General features: G+C 61.4%; 17 protein-coding genes. 7 read left to right on the top strand and 10 right to left on the bottom strand.

The annotated features are described in order from the left end of the window. The first annotated feature begins 130 nt into the window (after positions 1-130). Positions 131-1,063 carry a haloalkane dehalogenase gene (locus R3175_RS08530; protein ID WP_318943748.1) on the top strand — a complete coding sequence of 311 codons (933 nt, stop codon included), beginning with the start codon at positions 131-133 and terminating at the stop codon, positions 1,061-1,063. Between the two features lie 42 nt (positions 1,064-1,105). Here the strand turns inward: R3175_RS08530 and R3175_RS08535 are convergent, their stop codons facing one another. Both R3175_RS08535 and R3175_RS08540 read right to left on the bottom strand, forming a co-directional pair. Then, positions 1,106-1,888 (bottom strand): crotonase/enoyl-CoA hydratase family protein, encoded by a 783-nt coding sequence (locus tag R3175_RS08535; protein ID WP_318943749.1) that lies wholly within the window; start codon positions 1,886-1,888, stop codon positions 1,106-1,108. A 100-nt stretch (positions 1,889-1,988) separates the two neighbouring features. Further along, positions 1,989-3,719, bottom strand: coding sequence for a hypothetical protein (locus tag R3175_RS08540; RefSeq protein WP_318943751.1), 1,731 nt, complete (start codon positions 3,717-3,719; stop codon positions 1,989-1,991). 246 nt (positions 3,720-3,965) lie between these two features. Here R3175_RS08540 and R3175_RS08545 point away from each other — a divergent pair, with 246 nt between their 5' ends. Continuing rightward, positions 3,966-5,924 (top strand): Clp1/GlmU family protein, encoded by a 1,959-nt coding sequence (locus R3175_RS08545; RefSeq protein ID WP_318943753.1) that lies wholly within the window; start codon positions 3,966-3,968, stop codon positions 5,922-5,924. A 36-nt stretch (positions 5,925-5,960) separates the two neighbouring features. Here R3175_RS08545 and lpoB read toward each other — a convergent pair whose 3' ends face one another. Genes lpoB through R3175_RS08560 form a run of 3 tightly spaced genes read right to left on the bottom strand, consistent with a single transcriptional unit; the run spans position 5,961 to position 8,509 of the window. Then, on the bottom strand, positions 5,961-6,560 hold the full coding sequence (gene lpoB, locus R3175_RS08550) for a penicillin-binding protein activator LpoB (RefSeq protein WP_318943755.1): 600 nt from the start codon (positions 6,558-6,560) through the stop codon (positions 5,961-5,963). 11 nt (positions 6,561-6,571) lie between these two features. After that, positions 6,572-6,970, bottom strand: a complete 399-nt coding sequence (locus R3175_RS08555; RefSeq protein WP_318943756.1) for a DUF1425 domain-containing protein — start codon at positions 6,968-6,970, stop codon at positions 6,572-6,574. A 3-nt stretch (positions 6,971-6,973) separates the two neighbouring features. Next, positions 6,974-8,509, bottom strand: a complete 1,536-nt coding sequence (locus R3175_RS08560; protein ID WP_318943758.1) for a hypothetical protein — start codon at positions 8,507-8,509, stop codon at positions 6,974-6,976. A 262-nt stretch (positions 8,510-8,771) separates the two neighbouring features. On the opposite strand from R3175_RS08560, the gene R3175_RS08565 reads away from it, so the two are divergent. Together R3175_RS08565 and R3175_RS18110 are read left to right on the top strand one after the other, a co-directional pair. Continuing rightward, positions 8,772-10,304: a diguanylate cyclase gene (locus tag R3175_RS08565; RefSeq protein ID WP_318943760.1), complete on the top strand. Its 1,533-nt coding sequence runs from the start codon at positions 8,772-8,774 to the stop codon at positions 10,302-10,304. Between the two features lie 103 nt (positions 10,305-10,407). Further along, positions 10,408-10,686 carry a peptidylprolyl isomerase gene (locus R3175_RS18110; RefSeq protein WP_413231748.1) on the top strand — a complete coding sequence of 93 codons (279 nt, stop codon included), beginning with the start codon at positions 10,408-10,410 and terminating at the stop codon, positions 10,684-10,686. A 28-nt stretch (positions 10,687-10,714) separates the two neighbouring features. Here the strand turns inward: R3175_RS18110 and R3175_RS08575 are convergent, their stop codons facing one another. Beyond that, the gene (locus R3175_RS08575; protein ID WP_318943764.1) at positions 10,715-11,224 is read right to left on the bottom strand and encodes a GFA family protein; all 510 of its coding nucleotides are present in this window, start codon (positions 11,222-11,224) and stop codon (positions 10,715-10,717) included. Positions 11,225-11,332: 108 nt separating this feature from the next. Here R3175_RS08575 and R3175_RS08580 point away from each other — a divergent pair, with 108 nt between their 5' ends. Continuing rightward, complete coding sequence (locus tag R3175_RS08580; RefSeq protein ID WP_318943766.1) at positions 11,333-11,755, top strand: DUF4399 domain-containing protein; 423 nt, start codon at positions 11,333-11,335, stop codon at positions 11,753-11,755. Here the strand turns inward: R3175_RS08580 and R3175_RS08585 are convergent. Further along, on the bottom strand, positions 11,739-12,443 hold the full coding sequence (locus R3175_RS08585) for a PspA/IM30 family protein (protein WP_318943768.1): 705 nt from the start codon (positions 12,441-12,443) through the stop codon (positions 11,739-11,741). The genes R3175_RS08580 and R3175_RS08585 overlap by 17 nt on opposite strands. A 5-nt stretch (positions 12,444-12,448) precedes the next feature. Further along, the gene (locus tag R3175_RS08590; RefSeq protein WP_318943770.1) at positions 12,449-12,718 is read right to left on the bottom strand and encodes a YiaA/YiaB family inner membrane protein; all 270 of its coding nucleotides are present in this window, start codon (positions 12,716-12,718) and stop codon (positions 12,449-12,451) included. 195 nt (positions 12,719-12,913) lie between these two features. On the opposite strand from R3175_RS08590, the gene R3175_RS08595 reads away from it, so the two are divergent. After that, positions 12,914-13,675: a helix-turn-helix transcriptional regulator gene (locus R3175_RS08595; RefSeq protein ID WP_318943771.1), complete on the top strand. Its 762-nt coding sequence runs from the start codon at positions 12,914-12,916 to the stop codon at positions 13,673-13,675. Positions 13,676-13,714: 39 nt separating this feature from the next. On the opposite strand, the gene R3175_RS08600 is transcribed toward R3175_RS08595, so the two are convergent. Further along, positions 13,715-14,902 (bottom strand): Xaa-Pro peptidase family protein, encoded by a 1,188-nt coding sequence (locus R3175_RS08600; RefSeq protein WP_318943773.1) that lies wholly within the window; start codon positions 14,900-14,902, stop codon positions 13,715-13,717. 269 nt (positions 14,903-15,171) lie between these two features. On the opposite strand from R3175_RS08600, the gene R3175_RS08605 reads away from it, so the two are divergent. After that, a complete protein-coding gene (locus R3175_RS08605) occupies positions 15,172-15,627 on the top strand; it encodes a YbaK/EbsC family protein (protein WP_318943775.1) in 456 nt (151 codons plus the stop codon). A gap of 76 nt (positions 15,628-15,703) precedes the next feature. On the opposite strand, the gene R3175_RS08610 is transcribed toward R3175_RS08605, so the two are convergent. Next, entirely contained in the window at positions 15,704-16,054 is a 351-nt protein-coding gene (locus R3175_RS08610; RefSeq protein WP_318943777.1) for a DUF1428 domain-containing protein, read from the bottom strand. Between the last annotated feature and the right edge of the window lie 45 nt (positions 16,055-16,099).

The raw sequence follows: 16,099 nt of genomic DNA on the forward strand, positions 1-16,099 counted from the left end.
AGGGGGCTGCCCGTCACCCGGTCGCGGCTTGAGTGAGCCTGTCACGACGACACCAGGAGGCAATTCCGGCAGATCCTGCTAACGTTGAAGGATTATACCAGTTCCCACCCCCGACAGAGAGGTAGAGACCATGGACGTTGTGCGCACCCCGGAACATCGCTTCAAAGGACTGCTGGACTATCCGTTTTCCCCCCACTACGCCGAGGTGGATGGCATGCGGATGCACTACGTGGATGAGGGGGCCAGGGGCGCGGCGCCTATCCTGATGCTCCATGGCGAACCGTCTTGGTCCTACCTGTACCGCCACATGATTCCCATTTGCGCGGCTGCCGGAAACCGGGTGATCGCCCCGGATCTGATCGGTTTCGGCAAATCCGACAAACCGACCGGGATTGAAGACTACAGCTACCAGTCCCATATGGACTGGCTGCAGGCATTACTGGATCAACTGGAGCTGACCGACATCACCCTGGTCTGTCAGGATTGGGGCTCACTGCTGGGTCTCAGGCTGGCAGCTGAAAATGAGGACCGGTTTCGAGCCATCGTGGTGGGTAACGGTATGCTCCCCACGGGGGATCAGAAGGTGCCGGCGGCATTCCAGCTCTGGAAGAATTTTGCCCTCTACAGTCCCTGGTTTCCGATTGGCCGAATCATTAACACCGGCACCTTTCGCAAGCTGGGGCCGGACGAACTGCGAGCCTACGACGCCCCGTTTCCCGGCAAGCGCTATAAGGCCGGCGCCCGCGCCTTCCCCCGCCTGGTTCCGGTCACCCCGGACGACCCGGGCCGGGACGCCAACCTCAAGGCATGGCAGGTGCTGGAAAACTGGCAGAAGCCCTTCCTGACCACGTTCAGCAATGGCGACCCCATTACCCGTGGCGGCGACCGCTACATGCAGGACAGGGTTCCCGGCGCCCAGGGGCAGCCCCACCAGACTCTGACCGGAGGTCATTTCCTGCAGGAGGATTCGCCGGTGCAGTTCGCGCGGGCGGTGAACGACCTGGTGGCCAGGATGGACAGGAAAAAGACCCCCAGTCAGGCGTCTGAGCTCGCCAGCGGCTGAGCACATCGTTGTAACTCAACTGTGCGGGGCGACCGGCACCGGTTATTCATCGAACCGACCGTGGCGCCCCGCCCCTTTGGCAAAGCGGGCGGCGCCCTGAATGGCCTCCTCGAAGACCACCGGGTAGCCCTCCGCCCCTTCATGACGCAAGGCATCCGGGAGCGGCATGTCCCATTGACCGTAAGCAGACAGGCGATCGGCACGTAGACATTGCTGAGGAAAGCCGGCAATTTCTTCGGCCAACGCCAGGGCAGACACCAGCCCCTCTCCGTCAGGTACCACCCGGTTGGCCAGTCCGATCTGCAATGCTTCGTCCGCGTACACCGGACGGCCGGTGAGGATCATATCCATCGCCCGCCCCTGGCCCACCAGGCGGGGCAGTCTCACCGTGCCACCGTCAATCAGCGGCACCCCCCAGCGCCGGCAGAACACGCCGAACACCACGGAGTGCTCCACCACCCGCAAGTCGCACCAAAGGGCCAGCTCGAGCCCGCCAGCCACGGCGTAACCGGACACGGCGGCAATCACCGGCTTGGACAGCAGCATCCGGGTCGGCCCCATGGGCCCCGGCCCAATGCCCTCCGGCTCCACGTCATTGCGCAACTCCGGATCCCCCATGGCGGACAGATCCGCCCCGGCACAGAAGTTCCCTCCCGCACCGGTCAGCACCGCCACTCTCAGGGCAGGGTCCTGTTCGAACGTCTCGAAGGCCTCGCGCAGGGCGGTGGCGGTGGGACGGTCCACCGCGTTGCGTTTATCCGGCCGGTTGATGGTAATGATGCATACGGCGCCCCGATGCGCTACCTGAACAGGGAGACTTCCCATATTCGACTCCTTTGGCTCTTCGCCAGGGCCTGGCGCTGCGAACTAATTTGGTAGATTACTGGATAACTATCCCTGCAACATGTATTGAAGACCTCAATACCTAATCGAACCACATAACGTAGCCTCTGCGTAGATCCATATGAAATGGATCCAGACCATGTCCTTGCCCGGGTAACAAATCTTTCAGTAGCCGAGTGCCAGATACAGACCCATCGGTGACCCAAGGTTCGAAACCTGACTCCTCCTGCGCCAGACCAAACAGCAGATTTCCGTGCATGGTATAAGGGCGTGACAAAGCAAAGCCGGTTGTCCCAAACACGCTGGGTGATAACCCCTCTGCCAAAAGCAGAGGACGTAGAGACACGCTATCAAGCCTATAGACTCTGGCCTGATGCACACTCTGGAAGGGTGCCATGTCGGTTCCCCCAGAAACGTCGTCCAAAGTTTGAACGTAAAGCAGGTTGCCGCCGGCAATGACGCGCGCTGGCTGTCCCTCCAATCGCCCTGCGGCCACGGACTCCACAGATCCGGGTTCCATTACATCCCGCACAACCGAAACCTGCAGACCGGTTTCCAACCGTTCGGAGATTCCGTACAGCATCCCCTCTTCCAGATGCACCGTTCGCCAATACATAGGGTCAGTGCCGCCACAGAAATCATGCAATTGTTCCCATCCTTGGTCCTGAAGCACGAAGAGCAGAACGCATCGACCAGCGACGCCTTCAACATAATAGCTCTGAGAAGCGACAAGGCGACCGTCTACAAGACCCAATGGTTCGAAATCAGCAGGCTCCATACTGGATGGACTGACCGGCGGCAAGCCCACACTCCTGGGGGAACCGACGGACTCATCAACAACAATCACGTTCCCGTCAAGATGCTGATCGTGTTCATCTGCTCCGTCATCACTCCAGGAGAGGTAGGCCCCGGCTTCCGTCTCCACCCGTTGAGCGTATACGGTTGTTCCCATCTCGAAAAGCGGGAAGGGACCTGCCAAGGATCCAGGCGAAGCGAAATCGGTCACGAAGAACCGGCCCGCTTGATTCGCCGGCCAGGGCCGTTCCTCAGCCGTGGACCCGACTTTAACCACCAGGCCGTGTCGGATTGCAACCAAATCGTTATAGACCTGCCCTTCGTCCAGTTCCGGTAGAGAAAGATACTGAGTAGGCGCAGCCTCCCCATCCACCAACCGCAGGATGCCACTACCTTGCGAGTCGCTAACCCGCAACAGGTACAATGTCTGAGACACGCTGGCCACGGCCCGAATTTCGTTAGTGGACCACGTCGCAGGGTAAGTCCCCTCGTTGCTACCATCCGTCACCCAAAAACGCTTGGTCAGAGGATCTTCAGTGTCACTCTTTTCAAGTACCCGCAGGCCATCGCTGAACACATCTCGCCCGTACGGCGCCAAGGATGGATCCTCCAACCTGCTGGTTCCAGCTCTGGTTCCGTCGGTGACATACCAGCCCAAATCCCCCTGGTAAGCCGCACGATTGCCACCACCAATAAACCAGAGGCTGTCCTGGCATACGATTTCAATCGTTAACGGACGCGGTGAAATATCGCTTGGAGCACATCCCTGAAGCCTGGACAGACTCCGGACCTGCCAATCCCAACTGGATGGGGCTTGATGGGAGGTGTATTCCATACTCTGGCCGACTTGCATCCTGTGGGGTTGCTCGCCGTTGATTGCCACCTGAACTGGTGCCCTGACACCGGATTCGGCGATGGCAATGGTATAGGTCTCAGGTTCAGGAGAGCTGGATGAGTCTCCCGAGCCACAAGCGCTCAACAACGCGACCAAAGGGAAAATCAGGCAAAACGGCTTCATACAACGTCCTTGTCACCAAACTGGGCGGGAAATGCCCACGATTTATTGCTATGTGTCACTCATGGCGCCCTATTAAAACAGTCTGGCGGTAAAGTGCCAGTTTTCCGCCCCCCAATTGTGACTCACATTAAGTTGTCACCAGCAGACAGCGTCACGCCCCTCCATCTCCCCCCGCTGAACGAATTTTGTTTTTCCGATCATCAGGCGCATAGTGATAGGAGGTGCGGTTTGATGAGGTTCTCCTGGATGGGTACTTCAGTTGCTGCAAATCCGGCGGAGCTGGTGGACCGGTTCTGCCCGGATGGCCAGCGCATCCTGTTGCTGGGCGATTCCGGCTCGGGCAAGTCCAGCCTGATTGCCGCGTTGATGACCGAATTGAATCGGCGCGGGCGGGACAGCCTTTGCCTGAACTGCGATCCCGGCCTGCCGGGGATTGGCGTTCCCGGAACGCTTTCCCTGGGACGCTTCGAAGGCACTCGCTGGAATGTCCTCGCCAGCCAGCCTCTGTGCACGCTGGACGCGGGACGCTTTCGCCTGCCGTTACTGATGGCGACCCGGTCGCTGCTGGAGAAAGTGCCACCCACGGGCACCCTGTTCGTCGACAGTCCCGGATTGACCCGCGGCACCGGCGCCGCGGAACTGATCCCCGCCCTCGCCGAGCTGGCCAACGTGGACCTGTTGCTGGCCCTGGTGCCGAACAATGAGCCACTGCCGGTGGCATCAACTCTGCGCAGCCTGCCGGTTCGCATCGAACGCCTGCCCCCGGCGGCCGAGGCCCGCCCGATTACCCGTTCCGATCGGCTCCAGCGGCGTAGCCAGATGTGGAACGGATACCTGGCGAACTCGATCACGGTGCCCCTCGACCCCAACACCCTCAACCTGACCGGCACGCCCCCGCCACTGAACCGGCCCGATGCCTGGAAAGGCCGACAGGTGGCGTTGTTGAAGAACAACGAGCTGCAGACCCTGGGGGAAGTGGTGAGCGCCGGGCCATCCGGCTTTCGCCTCCGACTGGCCCAGCCACCGGACCACCCCGATCAACTGCTGGTGCGGGATGCGGTGAACCGAGGCGGGCGGCTGCGCAGTCTGCCCAAGGGCAAACCCAGCAACGCACCGGAAGTGCCAGACAACAGCGGGGCAGTGGAAGTTCGGGTGGAACTGGGCGCACTCACCAGCGTGGCCCGGGAACCACAAGTGGCGGTTCGGGTTGGCAACGTGGTGGCCACCCTGGTCAATGGTGTGATGGGGGACCCCCTGCTGCAGGTCCGGATGGTGCACCACGCCCGCAGCCTGCTGTTCGATATCGGCGACACTGGACGCATGCCGTTGCGGGCGGCCCACCAGGTCTCGGACCTGTTCCTCACCCACGCCCACGCGGACCACATTGGTGGTTTCATCTGGCTGGTTCGCAGCCGCATTGGCCACTTCCCGCCCTGCCGGGTGTTTGGCCCGCCGGGGCTGCTTAATCAGGTGGCGGGTATGATGAACGGCATCCTGTGGGATCGGGTGGAGGATCGCGGCCCCTGTTTCGAGGTCCATGAATGGCACGGCGACCATTTAAAGCGCTGGCGGGTGACTGCCGGCAACCGGGATATCGACACCCTCGCTACGGTACCGGTGGCGGACGGTGTGGTGTTGCGGGAACCCGGCTTCCAGGTCCGTGCCACGGAACTGGATCACGGCATTCCGGTCCTTGCCTATGCCTACGAGCCCCGCTGCCAGATCAATGTCCGCAAGGACAAACTGCAGGAACTGGGGCTGGCCCCCGGCCCCTGGCTACAGGATCTGAAACAGGCCTATCTGGCCAGCGACTGGCAGCACCGCATTGCCCTGAACGATGGCAGCGCCCCCACGGTGGATGAGCTGTCCCAGGCGTTGTTGCTGACCGAACCGGGGGAAAAACTGACCTACGCCACCGACTTCGGCGACAGCCCCGATAACGTCGCCAGGCTCAGCCAGCTGGCCCAGGAGGCTCACACGCTGTTCTGCGAATCGTCGTTCCTGTGCGCCGACCGGGAGCAGGCCACCCGCACCCATCACCTGACCACCGAAGCCTGCGCCCGGATTGCCAATCAGGCCCAGGTCAACCAGCTGGTGGCGTTTCATTTCTCGCACCGGTATGAGAAGAAGCGCGACCAGGTCTACCGAGAACTCCAGCAATTCACCGACCGGCTGGTGGTGCCGCGCAAGGAGGAACTGTCCTGAAGGAACACCCGCTCTCCCTTGCTGGCAATGGTCGGCTTACCAGGCCACAGTGTCGTCCGGGCCACGTTTGATGATGGGCGTCTCGTTCTCCCAGATGGCCAACCCCTGGCGAAGGTCGGTGAGGCTCAACTGGAAGTAGTACTCCACCTGCTGCTCGTCCTCCACCTGGTGATTACGCTGGATGATCTTGCCGGACAGGCTCAGGTCGGGAGCCTGCAGGGTGCCTTTCTGTTGAACGGTGGACTGGTCAAACTCTTCCGAATCCCGCAGCTCCCGTGCGGCTTTATTCATCTCGTCTTCCCCGCCGTCAAGCCCCACGGCGGTGGTGGTCACCACTTTGCCGGAACGCAGCAGGGCCACCCGGATTTTCTTGACCAGTTGGTCGGTGTCGATGCGCTGCATGGTATCATTCACAATGCGGCTCACCACCATCACATAGCGCTCACCACCCGGGTGATCCACCGCTCCGCTGGCCAGCAGGTCCTGCACGGCGGCATCCGCCGCCCGTTCGAAATCCCGGTAGTCCATGGTCATGGTCACCGGTCCGGTGTCCGCTGCCGGGTCCACATAGCGGGTGGGTGCGGCGCAGGCCGCCACTAACACGGTGGTCAGGGTGACCACAGCCAGTTTTTTCATCATGCTTTTCCTCAGCGATCTTCCCGCAGATGTAATTGAAAGCTGACAACGCGCTCATGGGGCGCGGTCGCCATGAAGAACCGAACCTGGTTGCGCAGAATTCGCACCTCCCGATAGCCTTCCCCCACGCCGGGAACCACCATCCCAGCCTCATCAAACCAGGTGACGGCCCATTCCATGTCGGTATCCTCGAACGCTTCCACCGAGAACTGGATCTGCAACAGGCTACCACCGCCGGGTTGTTCCAGGCGGCTTTGCAGAAGCTCCGTCACGGACAGGCTGTGGCGCACCTCCGGGTCCACCTTGAGGTCATCTCGCTGCACATACTCGCGCTCCGGTTGCAGCGGTGCACAAGCGATCACCAGGCATGCGAGCGCCACGGTTATCAGGGTATGAAAAAATCTGGACATTCCTCACTCCATTTGGGATGAACCTGGACCGGCCGTGCCGTCCTGAGCTTCCGCCAGCGCCGCCTGATCGTCCGCATTCGGCAACCGGTAGTTCACGGCCGCATGCCGACCTTGGAGGTCCAGCACAATGACCGTCGCCGGGGCCTGGGCCGTCGGCCGTTTCACATACACCAGGGTGAATGGCCAGTTCGGCAACGATATCTCACCCAACTGGCCCGTCAGGGTGTCACTCACCCGCAACTGGCCCGACTCTGGCCGTGCCAGGCGGGCCACCGCCCAATGGTCGGGCAGGGTTTGCCAGCTGCGCAGGTCCGCCTGGGTTGTGGAAACAGTATAGAGCATCGCCCCAAACTGGCCGAGTGCCCCCATTGAGTCCGCCGCCTGCCGTTGCATGACGCCCTTGACCACCGCCGAGGCCAGGGCCCGCATCAGGATACCCGGAAAGCGGGCCTGCATCTCGGTGCGGATGACCCGCCCCATTTCCGCCAGTGGCTCGGCGATGACCACGGCGTCCCCCTCCAGCTGCAGGGCTCCGGGCAGAGCCAGCCGATCGCGGTATCGCGGCAGGGCAATGGCGGTGATGATCAGCTGGCTGCCATGATCGCCGGACACAAACAGCGGGACTTCGAACCGGACTTCTTCCGGCACCGGGCCCAGCCCGTTCTCATAGACCACCCAGACCTGTGGCGGCAATGACCGACGACGTAACTGCCCGGAAGCCTGACGTTCCGCCAGCCGCACATCCGTTTTCAGTACCGGGTTGTCCGGCATCATCTGCGCCACCCGGGACAAGGAGTCGAGCGCCCGCTCGCGTTCCGTCGGCCCGGTCCCGTTGGCCAGGAAGTAGAGTCCATGGAGGTAGGTACTGACCGGCACCATGTAGTCCGGGTACACGCCCCATATGGACGGGTCACCGTAGTTCTGCGCAACCGCCGAGCGCAGGTCGTCGCTATTGAGTGAGCGCCGCACATCCCCGGCATCCGCAGCGCTCTCCCGGATGGAGTCCCGCTGCCGGCGAATATCGTCCGCAAAGAAATCCACGGCCCGCCGGGTGCGATCATCGGCCCGGTTGAACTCCACCCTGGCGTAGTCGGTGTTTGCCTGCGCCAGGAACGCCAGGGCCTTGAAGGTGTTGACCAGAATGGCCTCGGACATCAGCGCCCGGTAGTCCCGGGACGACTCGTTCACCAGCAGGGACATCAGGTCCTGCCCCAGGCCGGCCACCACACCCTCCGTGTCCAGATGCTTCATGCCGGCCTCGGCCTGGTCAAACACCGCAATGGCACCCTGGTAATCTCCCGTCAGCCAATAAGCGCCGCCCTGATGCAGCAGTTCCAGTACAGGCGTTCCGACATCCTGTCCAGACAGTGCCATGGCATTGGCGGCGGCCGCATAGTCACCGACAAGGTACGCAGCGTTGAACCTGGCTTGTTGGTTTCGTTGCTGAAGGGAAGCGCAGCCGTCTGTCATCAGCACCGCCCACAGCACGGTCCAGCGCAGCCAGCGAACCGGCAACCCGCGATAGGCCCGAAGACTCATGTCATAGTTTACCCAGAACCAAAACTGTCTTATATCAAGGTGATATCAAAATTCCCATATCAGTGGGGCAACCTCGAACTACACTGATCAGAAAGTGGACGTTCGTTTGCTCCATACCACCATACTAGTGAATGCGCGGGGCGTGGGCCTTAATTCAACTGACATCCCGCCCCCCAAACGACATCCGGACGTACCTTCAGCATTACGGACGCGTTGCTGCAAAGGCTATCCATATGCAAGGAGCGAACCCGAGGACGTTACCTTGCACCTTTACCGTCTCGCTTGCCTCTGTATCGTAACGGGCTCTCTTTATTACCTGGGGGCATGGGTAGGTGTCCACTTCGCGGCACTGTCCAGCGGTATCGTCATCCTGTGGCCTCCCAACGCTGTACTGCTTGCCGCGATGCTCAGTACCCACTCCCGTCACTGGCCGGCCCTGGCGGCCGCGGCGTTGATTGCGGAAGTGGCCGCGGATGTTCCGGCATTTACGGTGGTCGAGGCGCTGCTCTTCGGACTGGTCAACGTGGCGGAGTGCCTGCTTGCGGCCGGCCTGATTCGATACGCACTGAGCCGATACAACAAGGGGGAAATGGATTGGCGGGTGCCGCGAGATGTCACGGTGTTTCTGGTTGTCGTGTTCTTTGTGGTGTCTCCGATGGCCGCGGTCGGCGGCGCCTCCATCTACAGTTTCGTGCTGGAACGGGAATCCCCGTTTCTGACGTTTTGGCGTTTGTGGTGGGTGGGAGATGCCACCGGCCTGATCGTCCTCACCCCGTTGATCCACATGCTGCTCCATATACGGCGGCACTGGCGGGACATGGCACTGACGATCGCCAACCAGGCGGAAATAACAGCCGCCTGGCTCTGCACCCTGGCTATCTGCTTTGCCATCTTCTCAGTGGAAATCCAGTCGCAAAACTACCTGGCCGTCACACCGCTGCTGGCCATTGTACTGCCAGTCTGGATTGCCATCCGCTTCGGCTCCCTGCCAGGTAGCCTGTTGTCTGCCAGCGTCGCGCTGTATGCAGCGTTCGCCACAGCCGCTGACCTGGGCCCGTTTATCCGCCAACAACAGGATCAGAGCGCGCTACTGACCCAGGAGTTTACGGGTCTGTTCACGGTGCTGCTGATCTACGTTGCAGCTTTTGTTCAGCAAAATCGTCGCCACACCCGTGAACTGACCAGCGCCCTGTCGGAACTGCAATCCCTGGCCGAAGAACTCGAGGAACGGGTACGGCAACGGACCACCGAACTGCGTCAGGCCAACAGACAGCTACGGGATCTGGCCTTGACCGACGATCTTACCGGTATCGCCAACCGGCGCCAGCTCTACGCCGCAGGTACTCGCGAGCAGGAGCGCAGCCAGCGCACCGGGCATCCCTTCGCGATACTGCTGCTGGATATCGACCATTTCAAACAGGTCAACGACAACCATGGCCACGACGCCGGCGATACCTGTCTGAAACAGTTCGCCCAGATCCTGTCGTCACAGATCCGCTCCATGGATCAGGTAGGACGATGGGGAGGCGAGGAGTTCCTGATCATTGTGCCCGAGTCACACCACGTAAACCTGGCGGCACTGGGCGAAAAAATTCTCCGCAGCGTTGCCAACCATCGTTTTCGCATCAATCAGCACTCGTTACGCCTGACGGTTTCGATAGGTGCAGCGACCTGGAAAGGCGGCTATTTTGACCGGTTAGTGTCCCAGGCGGACCGCGCTTTGTATGAGGCAAAACGTGCCGGTCGTAACCGCATGCAAATCAACAACGCCAACGACCCCATTACCGATTCCTGACCCCTTTCCGGGCCCGGCCGGCCAAAACACTTGCCACTGGGGGCCGGGCAAGGCAGCATCACCCTCTGACTCCATTCAATCCGCCCACAACAGGAACAGGAATATGACTCAAGCAACCGCACGCCACATCCTGGTAGACAGCGAAGCCAAGTGTGAAGAACTCAAGAAAGCCATTGAAGGCGGCGAGGACTTTGCCGAAGTCGCCAAGCAGCATTCCAACTGCCCCTCCGGTCGCAATGGTGGCGACCTGGGCGCCTTTGGCCCGGGCCAGATGGTCCCGGAGTTCGACAAGGTGGTGTTCAGCGGTGAGCTGAACAAGGTGCTGGGACCGGTGAAAACCCAGTTCGGCTACCACCTGCTGGAAATTACCAGCCGCAGTTAAGGCACCACTCCGTATTGACCGGATCGACTCACCCGCCCGAAGGCTCGGGTGGGTCTTCCAGCCCCAGCCGCTGGTGCCACTGTGCCAGCGACTCCTCCGGGTATTCGTCAAACACCTTGTCCCCAGGCTGGGCATGAAGCGGCACCCAACTGGCCTTGGAGCCCACCATCAGGTGGGTATGTTCCGGCGGGATGGGCAATTCGGTATCAATGGCCGATGCATGGGGATGGACCAGATCCGGCCAGCGCGGGTCCCAGAGCCAGAGGGCACTGCCACAATGACGGCAGAAATGTCGTTCGCCGGGGCTGCGGCTCACTTCGCCCCTGTGCTCATCGACCAATCGGGCATGATAGACCGACAGGTGGTCCCACCCTTCCACCTTCAGCGAATCGTACCGCCCCCCGAGATTGATGGCGTAGCCCCCGCCACCGGCGGTTTTTCGGCAGATCGAGCAATAGCACAGGTTAAACGGATAGGGGTGCGGGCAGTCCACCGTGAATCGAACCGCGCCGCAGTGACAGGATCCTTGCAGTTTCATGGTGCTTCCAGCCTGGCAAGAAGTTGATATGGTTAGCCTAGTTCAGGTTGCTGAACCTGCACACTCGCCTATGCTTAGGGAGCCTCCAACCGGCAAAGGAGATATGCCATGCCACGATCGCTCGCTGCAGTCACCCTGTCCGCACTGCTTGCGGTCCCACTGTCCGGACAGGCGACGCCTGCCCCGGAAGACGCCGAAACCCGAATCCTCTCGCCGCAGGACGGCGCGACCGTATCCGCCCCGTTCACGGTCACCTTTGGGCTCTCCGGCATGGGCGTTGCACCCGCGGGTGTCGAGCGGGAAAAGACCGGCCACCACCACCTGCTCGTCGACGTTGACCACCTGCCCCCCGGCGACCAGCCCATCCCTTCCGATGACCATCACCGCCACTTTGGCGGCGGCCAGACCGAGGTGATGCTGGACCTGCCACCGGGCGAGCACACCCTGCAGCTCCTGCTGGGGGACCACATGCACGTCCCCCATACGCCGCCGGTGGTGTCGGACAAGATCACCGTCACTGTCTCGGAGTAGCCCCGGAACGCTGTCGCAACCGGTCCAGAACGGCCCGGGCATCCTTTTGCCCGGTCCGGATTCCGGCCTGCTGCAGCTTCTGCTCCAGGTCGCTTCCGCCGTCTTCCCAGTCCAGAGTATTCAGGGCTTCGTCCACATCCCGGAAACGGGTTTGACGGTGCTTGATCCGCTCCAGCGATTCCGCCAGGTCGCCCATGTGCGCGTTCAGCCCCGCAGTCTGCCGGCCCAGGTGGGCGATCACCTTCTCGGCATTCTGGTTGGCCCGGGCCAGGCTCATCTCCCGCTTGTAATGCTGCAGCTTGCGGGCGGCCTCCCGAAGCCGACGGCGTAAGAGCTGTTCCTGTTCAGACAGGTATTCGGCGTGTTTCCTCTGTTCCTGCAACAGGTTCTCGTCATCGGCGATCCGCTCTGCCAGTTCCAGCGCCAGGGCTTCCTCGCCCTTGCTCAAGGCCTCCCCGGCCTGGGCTTCCCGTTCCGCCACGGCCGCCCCCAGTTCGGTATTGCTCCGTGCCAGTTGCGTGCCTTCGGCCATCAACCCCGCCAGTTCCCGTTTCGCCAGGACCATCGCCTGCTCGGTTTCCCGGATTTCCTGGGCCATGATGCGCAGGGCATTGGCGTCCACCAGTTTCTCCGCCGGCTCGCAGGCGGAGGCCCGAAACAGCGTGCCAACCTTTCTCCAGATCATCATTGTGATTACTCCGTATATTCTTTCAGCAACTGTTGCGCCCGCGCTTCCGAGATCCGGTTATGGATACGACGACTCTCATGCTCGTCCCTCAGGGTCTTGGACAGGGTAATGGTGGTACTCACCAGGAACAGCGCACAGATGGCCATGTAGCCTTTCACCAGCATGTCGGTCGGCGCGAACACAATGCCCACGCCAGTGGCCAGCAGTGCCACCGCAAAGGACACCTTCACAAAAAACAGCCAGCTGTTTGAGTTACTGCTCAGTTCGTTATCCACGTTTGCCTCCCACTCTACCAATGGGGCCGTCACCGAGACCGCCCCGTGTCGTTGCTTCAGCGCCGACTATCTCGCGGTACCGACGGTATCACCAGTGAAAGCCAAATGGTCGCATTCCTCACTCCAGCGGGTGTTACATAATGAGACCTTCTGCCGTATGCTGGCGACTTGGCAAACCGATCTAAGAGAGTACTCATGGCCCAGACCCGTGCCATCGTCGACGCCCTGAAGCGGGCACTGAAAGAACACGGCCTGACCTACCAGCATGTGGCCGAGGAGCTTGCGCTGTCAGAAGCCAGCGTGAAGCGGCTGTTTGCCGAACGCCAGTTCTCGCTGAAACGGCTGGACCAGGTCTGCAACCTGCTGGGGTTGGAAATCAGCGACCTGGTCCGGCGACTGGAACCGGAAGCCCGGATCGACCGGCTGACGGTCGAACAGGAGCAGGAGCTGGTGTCGGAAACGGCGATGCTGCTGGTGGCCATTTGCGCGCTGAACCGGTGGCGGTTCCAGCAGATTCTCGACAACTACCGGTTGAGCGAGCACGAGGTAATTACCCGACTGGCCCGGCTGGACCGAATGGGGCTGATTGAGCTGTTGCCAGGCAACCGCATCAAGCCGCTGATCACCCACGACTTCCAGTGGCAGAAGAACGGCCCCATCCAGCGGTTCTTCGAATCCCAGGTACAGGCGGACTTCTTCCAGTGCCGGTTCAATCGCCCCGGCGAGCTGCGGCTGTTTCTCAACGGCATGCTGTCACCCCGCTCCAATGAGACGATGCAACAGAAGTTGCGCCGCCTGGCACTGGACTTCCGACACTGCCACCAGGAGGACCTGGGGCTGCCACTGGACCAGCGTTTTGGCATGAGCATGATGCTGGCCATCCGGCCCTGGGAGGTGGCGGTGTTCCAGCAGTACCGTCGCCCCGGCACCGACAAGCCGTACCCGGGCAGTCGCTAGCGCCCCCGACCGCCGTCAGCTCGCCAACCGGTGTTCGGCCTACGCCACGACGCTCAGCTCCCAGGGGTTATCGGTGATGGCAACGGCCCCCCGATCGGTGACCCGAACCGTGTCGCTGCAGCCGATCCCCCACTCGCCCGGAACCCGCAGGCAAATGGGCAGGTGAAACACCATGTTCGGCTGGAAGACGGCTTCCACGCCCCGGGCAATGTACCCGGACCCCTCTACCCAGGATGGCGGGAACTGGGCCCCCACGGCATAGCCAAACACTCCGGAGAAGAAGACCCGGTTCGACAGTGGGCGGAGGGCCTCCTCCCCTGCCCGCGCGGCCTCATCAAAGCTCTTTCCGCTTTTCATGGCCTGGCACAGGGCATCGTGAATCCGCCGGCAGCCATCGAACACGTCCACCATGTCCATCGTTGGCTGACCCGCCACCACGGTGCGCATCATCGGTGCCGTGTAGCGCTGATAGGCGGAACCGAATTCCAGAAACACCGGCTCTCCCCGATTAATGGTGTGGCGACGGTGACTGGCGTGAATCACGCTACTGCGCCAGCCTGCGGTGACAATCGGCTGCATGCTCATGAACTCACTGCCCTCCACCAACATGGTCCGGGCGCCGGCGGCGGCCACCTCGCCGTCGCTGACACCGGGCCGCACCGCTGCCACAGCCGCCTCAATCCCCCGGCCGGTGATGCGGGCGCTGGCTTCCAGGCAACTCAGTTCCGCGGCTGTCTTGACGATTCGAATGCCCTTCAACAGGCCACTGGCATCCTCAAACCGGTGCTGGGGCAGGCGTGCCCGGAGGCCGGTAACCACGCCATGTCGCAAGGAGCCGTGCCAGAAATCCACCCCGATCACGGTGCCCGCACCGGCCAGTACATCCACCAGCGGCTCCAGCACCAGCTCGACACGCTCCCAACGGTAGCCAACCACTTGTCGCACATGGGTGGCGGTCATCGCCGGCCCCATTTCAATGGACGGCACCTGCAGCAGCAGGTCCCCAGGCAGGACCACCAGCGCGGTATGGACCGACACTTCGAAGGTGCTGTAGCCCGTCAGGTAATAGATGTCCGCAGGATTGGTCAGCACCAGTGCATCCAGTTGATGGGACACCATCTGCTCCCTGACCAGCCGGAGTCGGCGCTCTAACTCCTGGGCCGGAAAGGGGCACTCCACCCCCCGGTACCGTTGGGCCAATGCTCGCTGATATGCCAGGAAATCCATCACTACGCCCCCTCTAGTGTCCCTCGACAACCGGGCCTCACCACTTCTCCAGAAGCGTGGTTCCGAATTCCACCGGAATCAAGTGGCTCAATATAGGCGGATCACTGAAAGAGTTCGGAATGACCACTGACCTGGGACGGTCATTTCTTGGTTTCCTGTGTTCCCGGGCCAGCTATAATAAAGGTGAATCCTTCAGATGGATGATCCGGTTCATTTGGGGAATTCCCAGGGAATGGTCGCTGTAACTCCACCAACCGGAGGGACAAGTCATGATCAGCGAAAGACTGCGAAACTTCCTGGAGCAGAACCTCGTCAAATACCATACGGAAATGCACCCTTCCACAGCGGACGCCATGCGCACGGCCCAGGCCGCCCATGTGCCCGGCCGCGAGTTTGCCAAGACCGTGATCTTCAAAGCCGATGGCCGCATTGGCATGGCGGTACTGCCGGCGACTGACCAGGTCCACCTGGCAGAACTGCGCAAGGCGCTCGGTTCCACCGAAGTGTCCCTGTGCAGCGAAGACGAACTAAAACAGGCATTCCCGGATTGCGACCTCGGCGCCATGCCGCCGTTCGGCAATCTCTACGATATGGAAGTCTTTGTCAGTGAACATTTACGGGCCGATGAGAACATCGCGTTCAATGCCGGTAGCCACGATGAAGTCATGAAAATGAGCTATCGGGATTATGAACGGCTGGTTCATCCTAACGTGGTTCACTTCTAAGGTCCTGCCCCAGGCGTCAGTACGGCCACATGCAACGCATTGTGGCCGTCTTTTGACCGCCCACCTATTCCGTCAGTCACTCCAACACCACCTCGAACCCCCCATAGATCAGCCGCTTGCCATCAAACGGCATGGGATTGCTTTCCGGCTGTAGCCTGGGGTCGGACATCACTTTCTCCATGGCCTGGTTGCGCACCTCCCTGGACGGCCAGACAATCCAGGAAAAGCACACGGTTTCATTGTCCTGGCATTTGACCGCCATGGGGAAAGAGGTCACCTTGCCCTCCGGCACATCGTCTCCCCACGCTTCCACCACCTGCAGGGCCCCATGGTCCCTGAACACCCTTGCCGCCTCGGCTGCATGCTTGATGTAGGCGTCCTTATTGGCGGTTGGTACCGCCGCCACGAAGCCGTCGATATAGCTCATCGTCCTACTCCTTTCCCGGATTAATCAAAGGTCGGCCCAGGCCGA

Origin of the sequence: Marinobacter sp., from assembly GCF_033722735.1 — a bacterium.
GTDB lineage: Bacteria > Pseudomonadota > Gammaproteobacteria > Pseudomonadales > Oleiphilaceae > Marinobacter.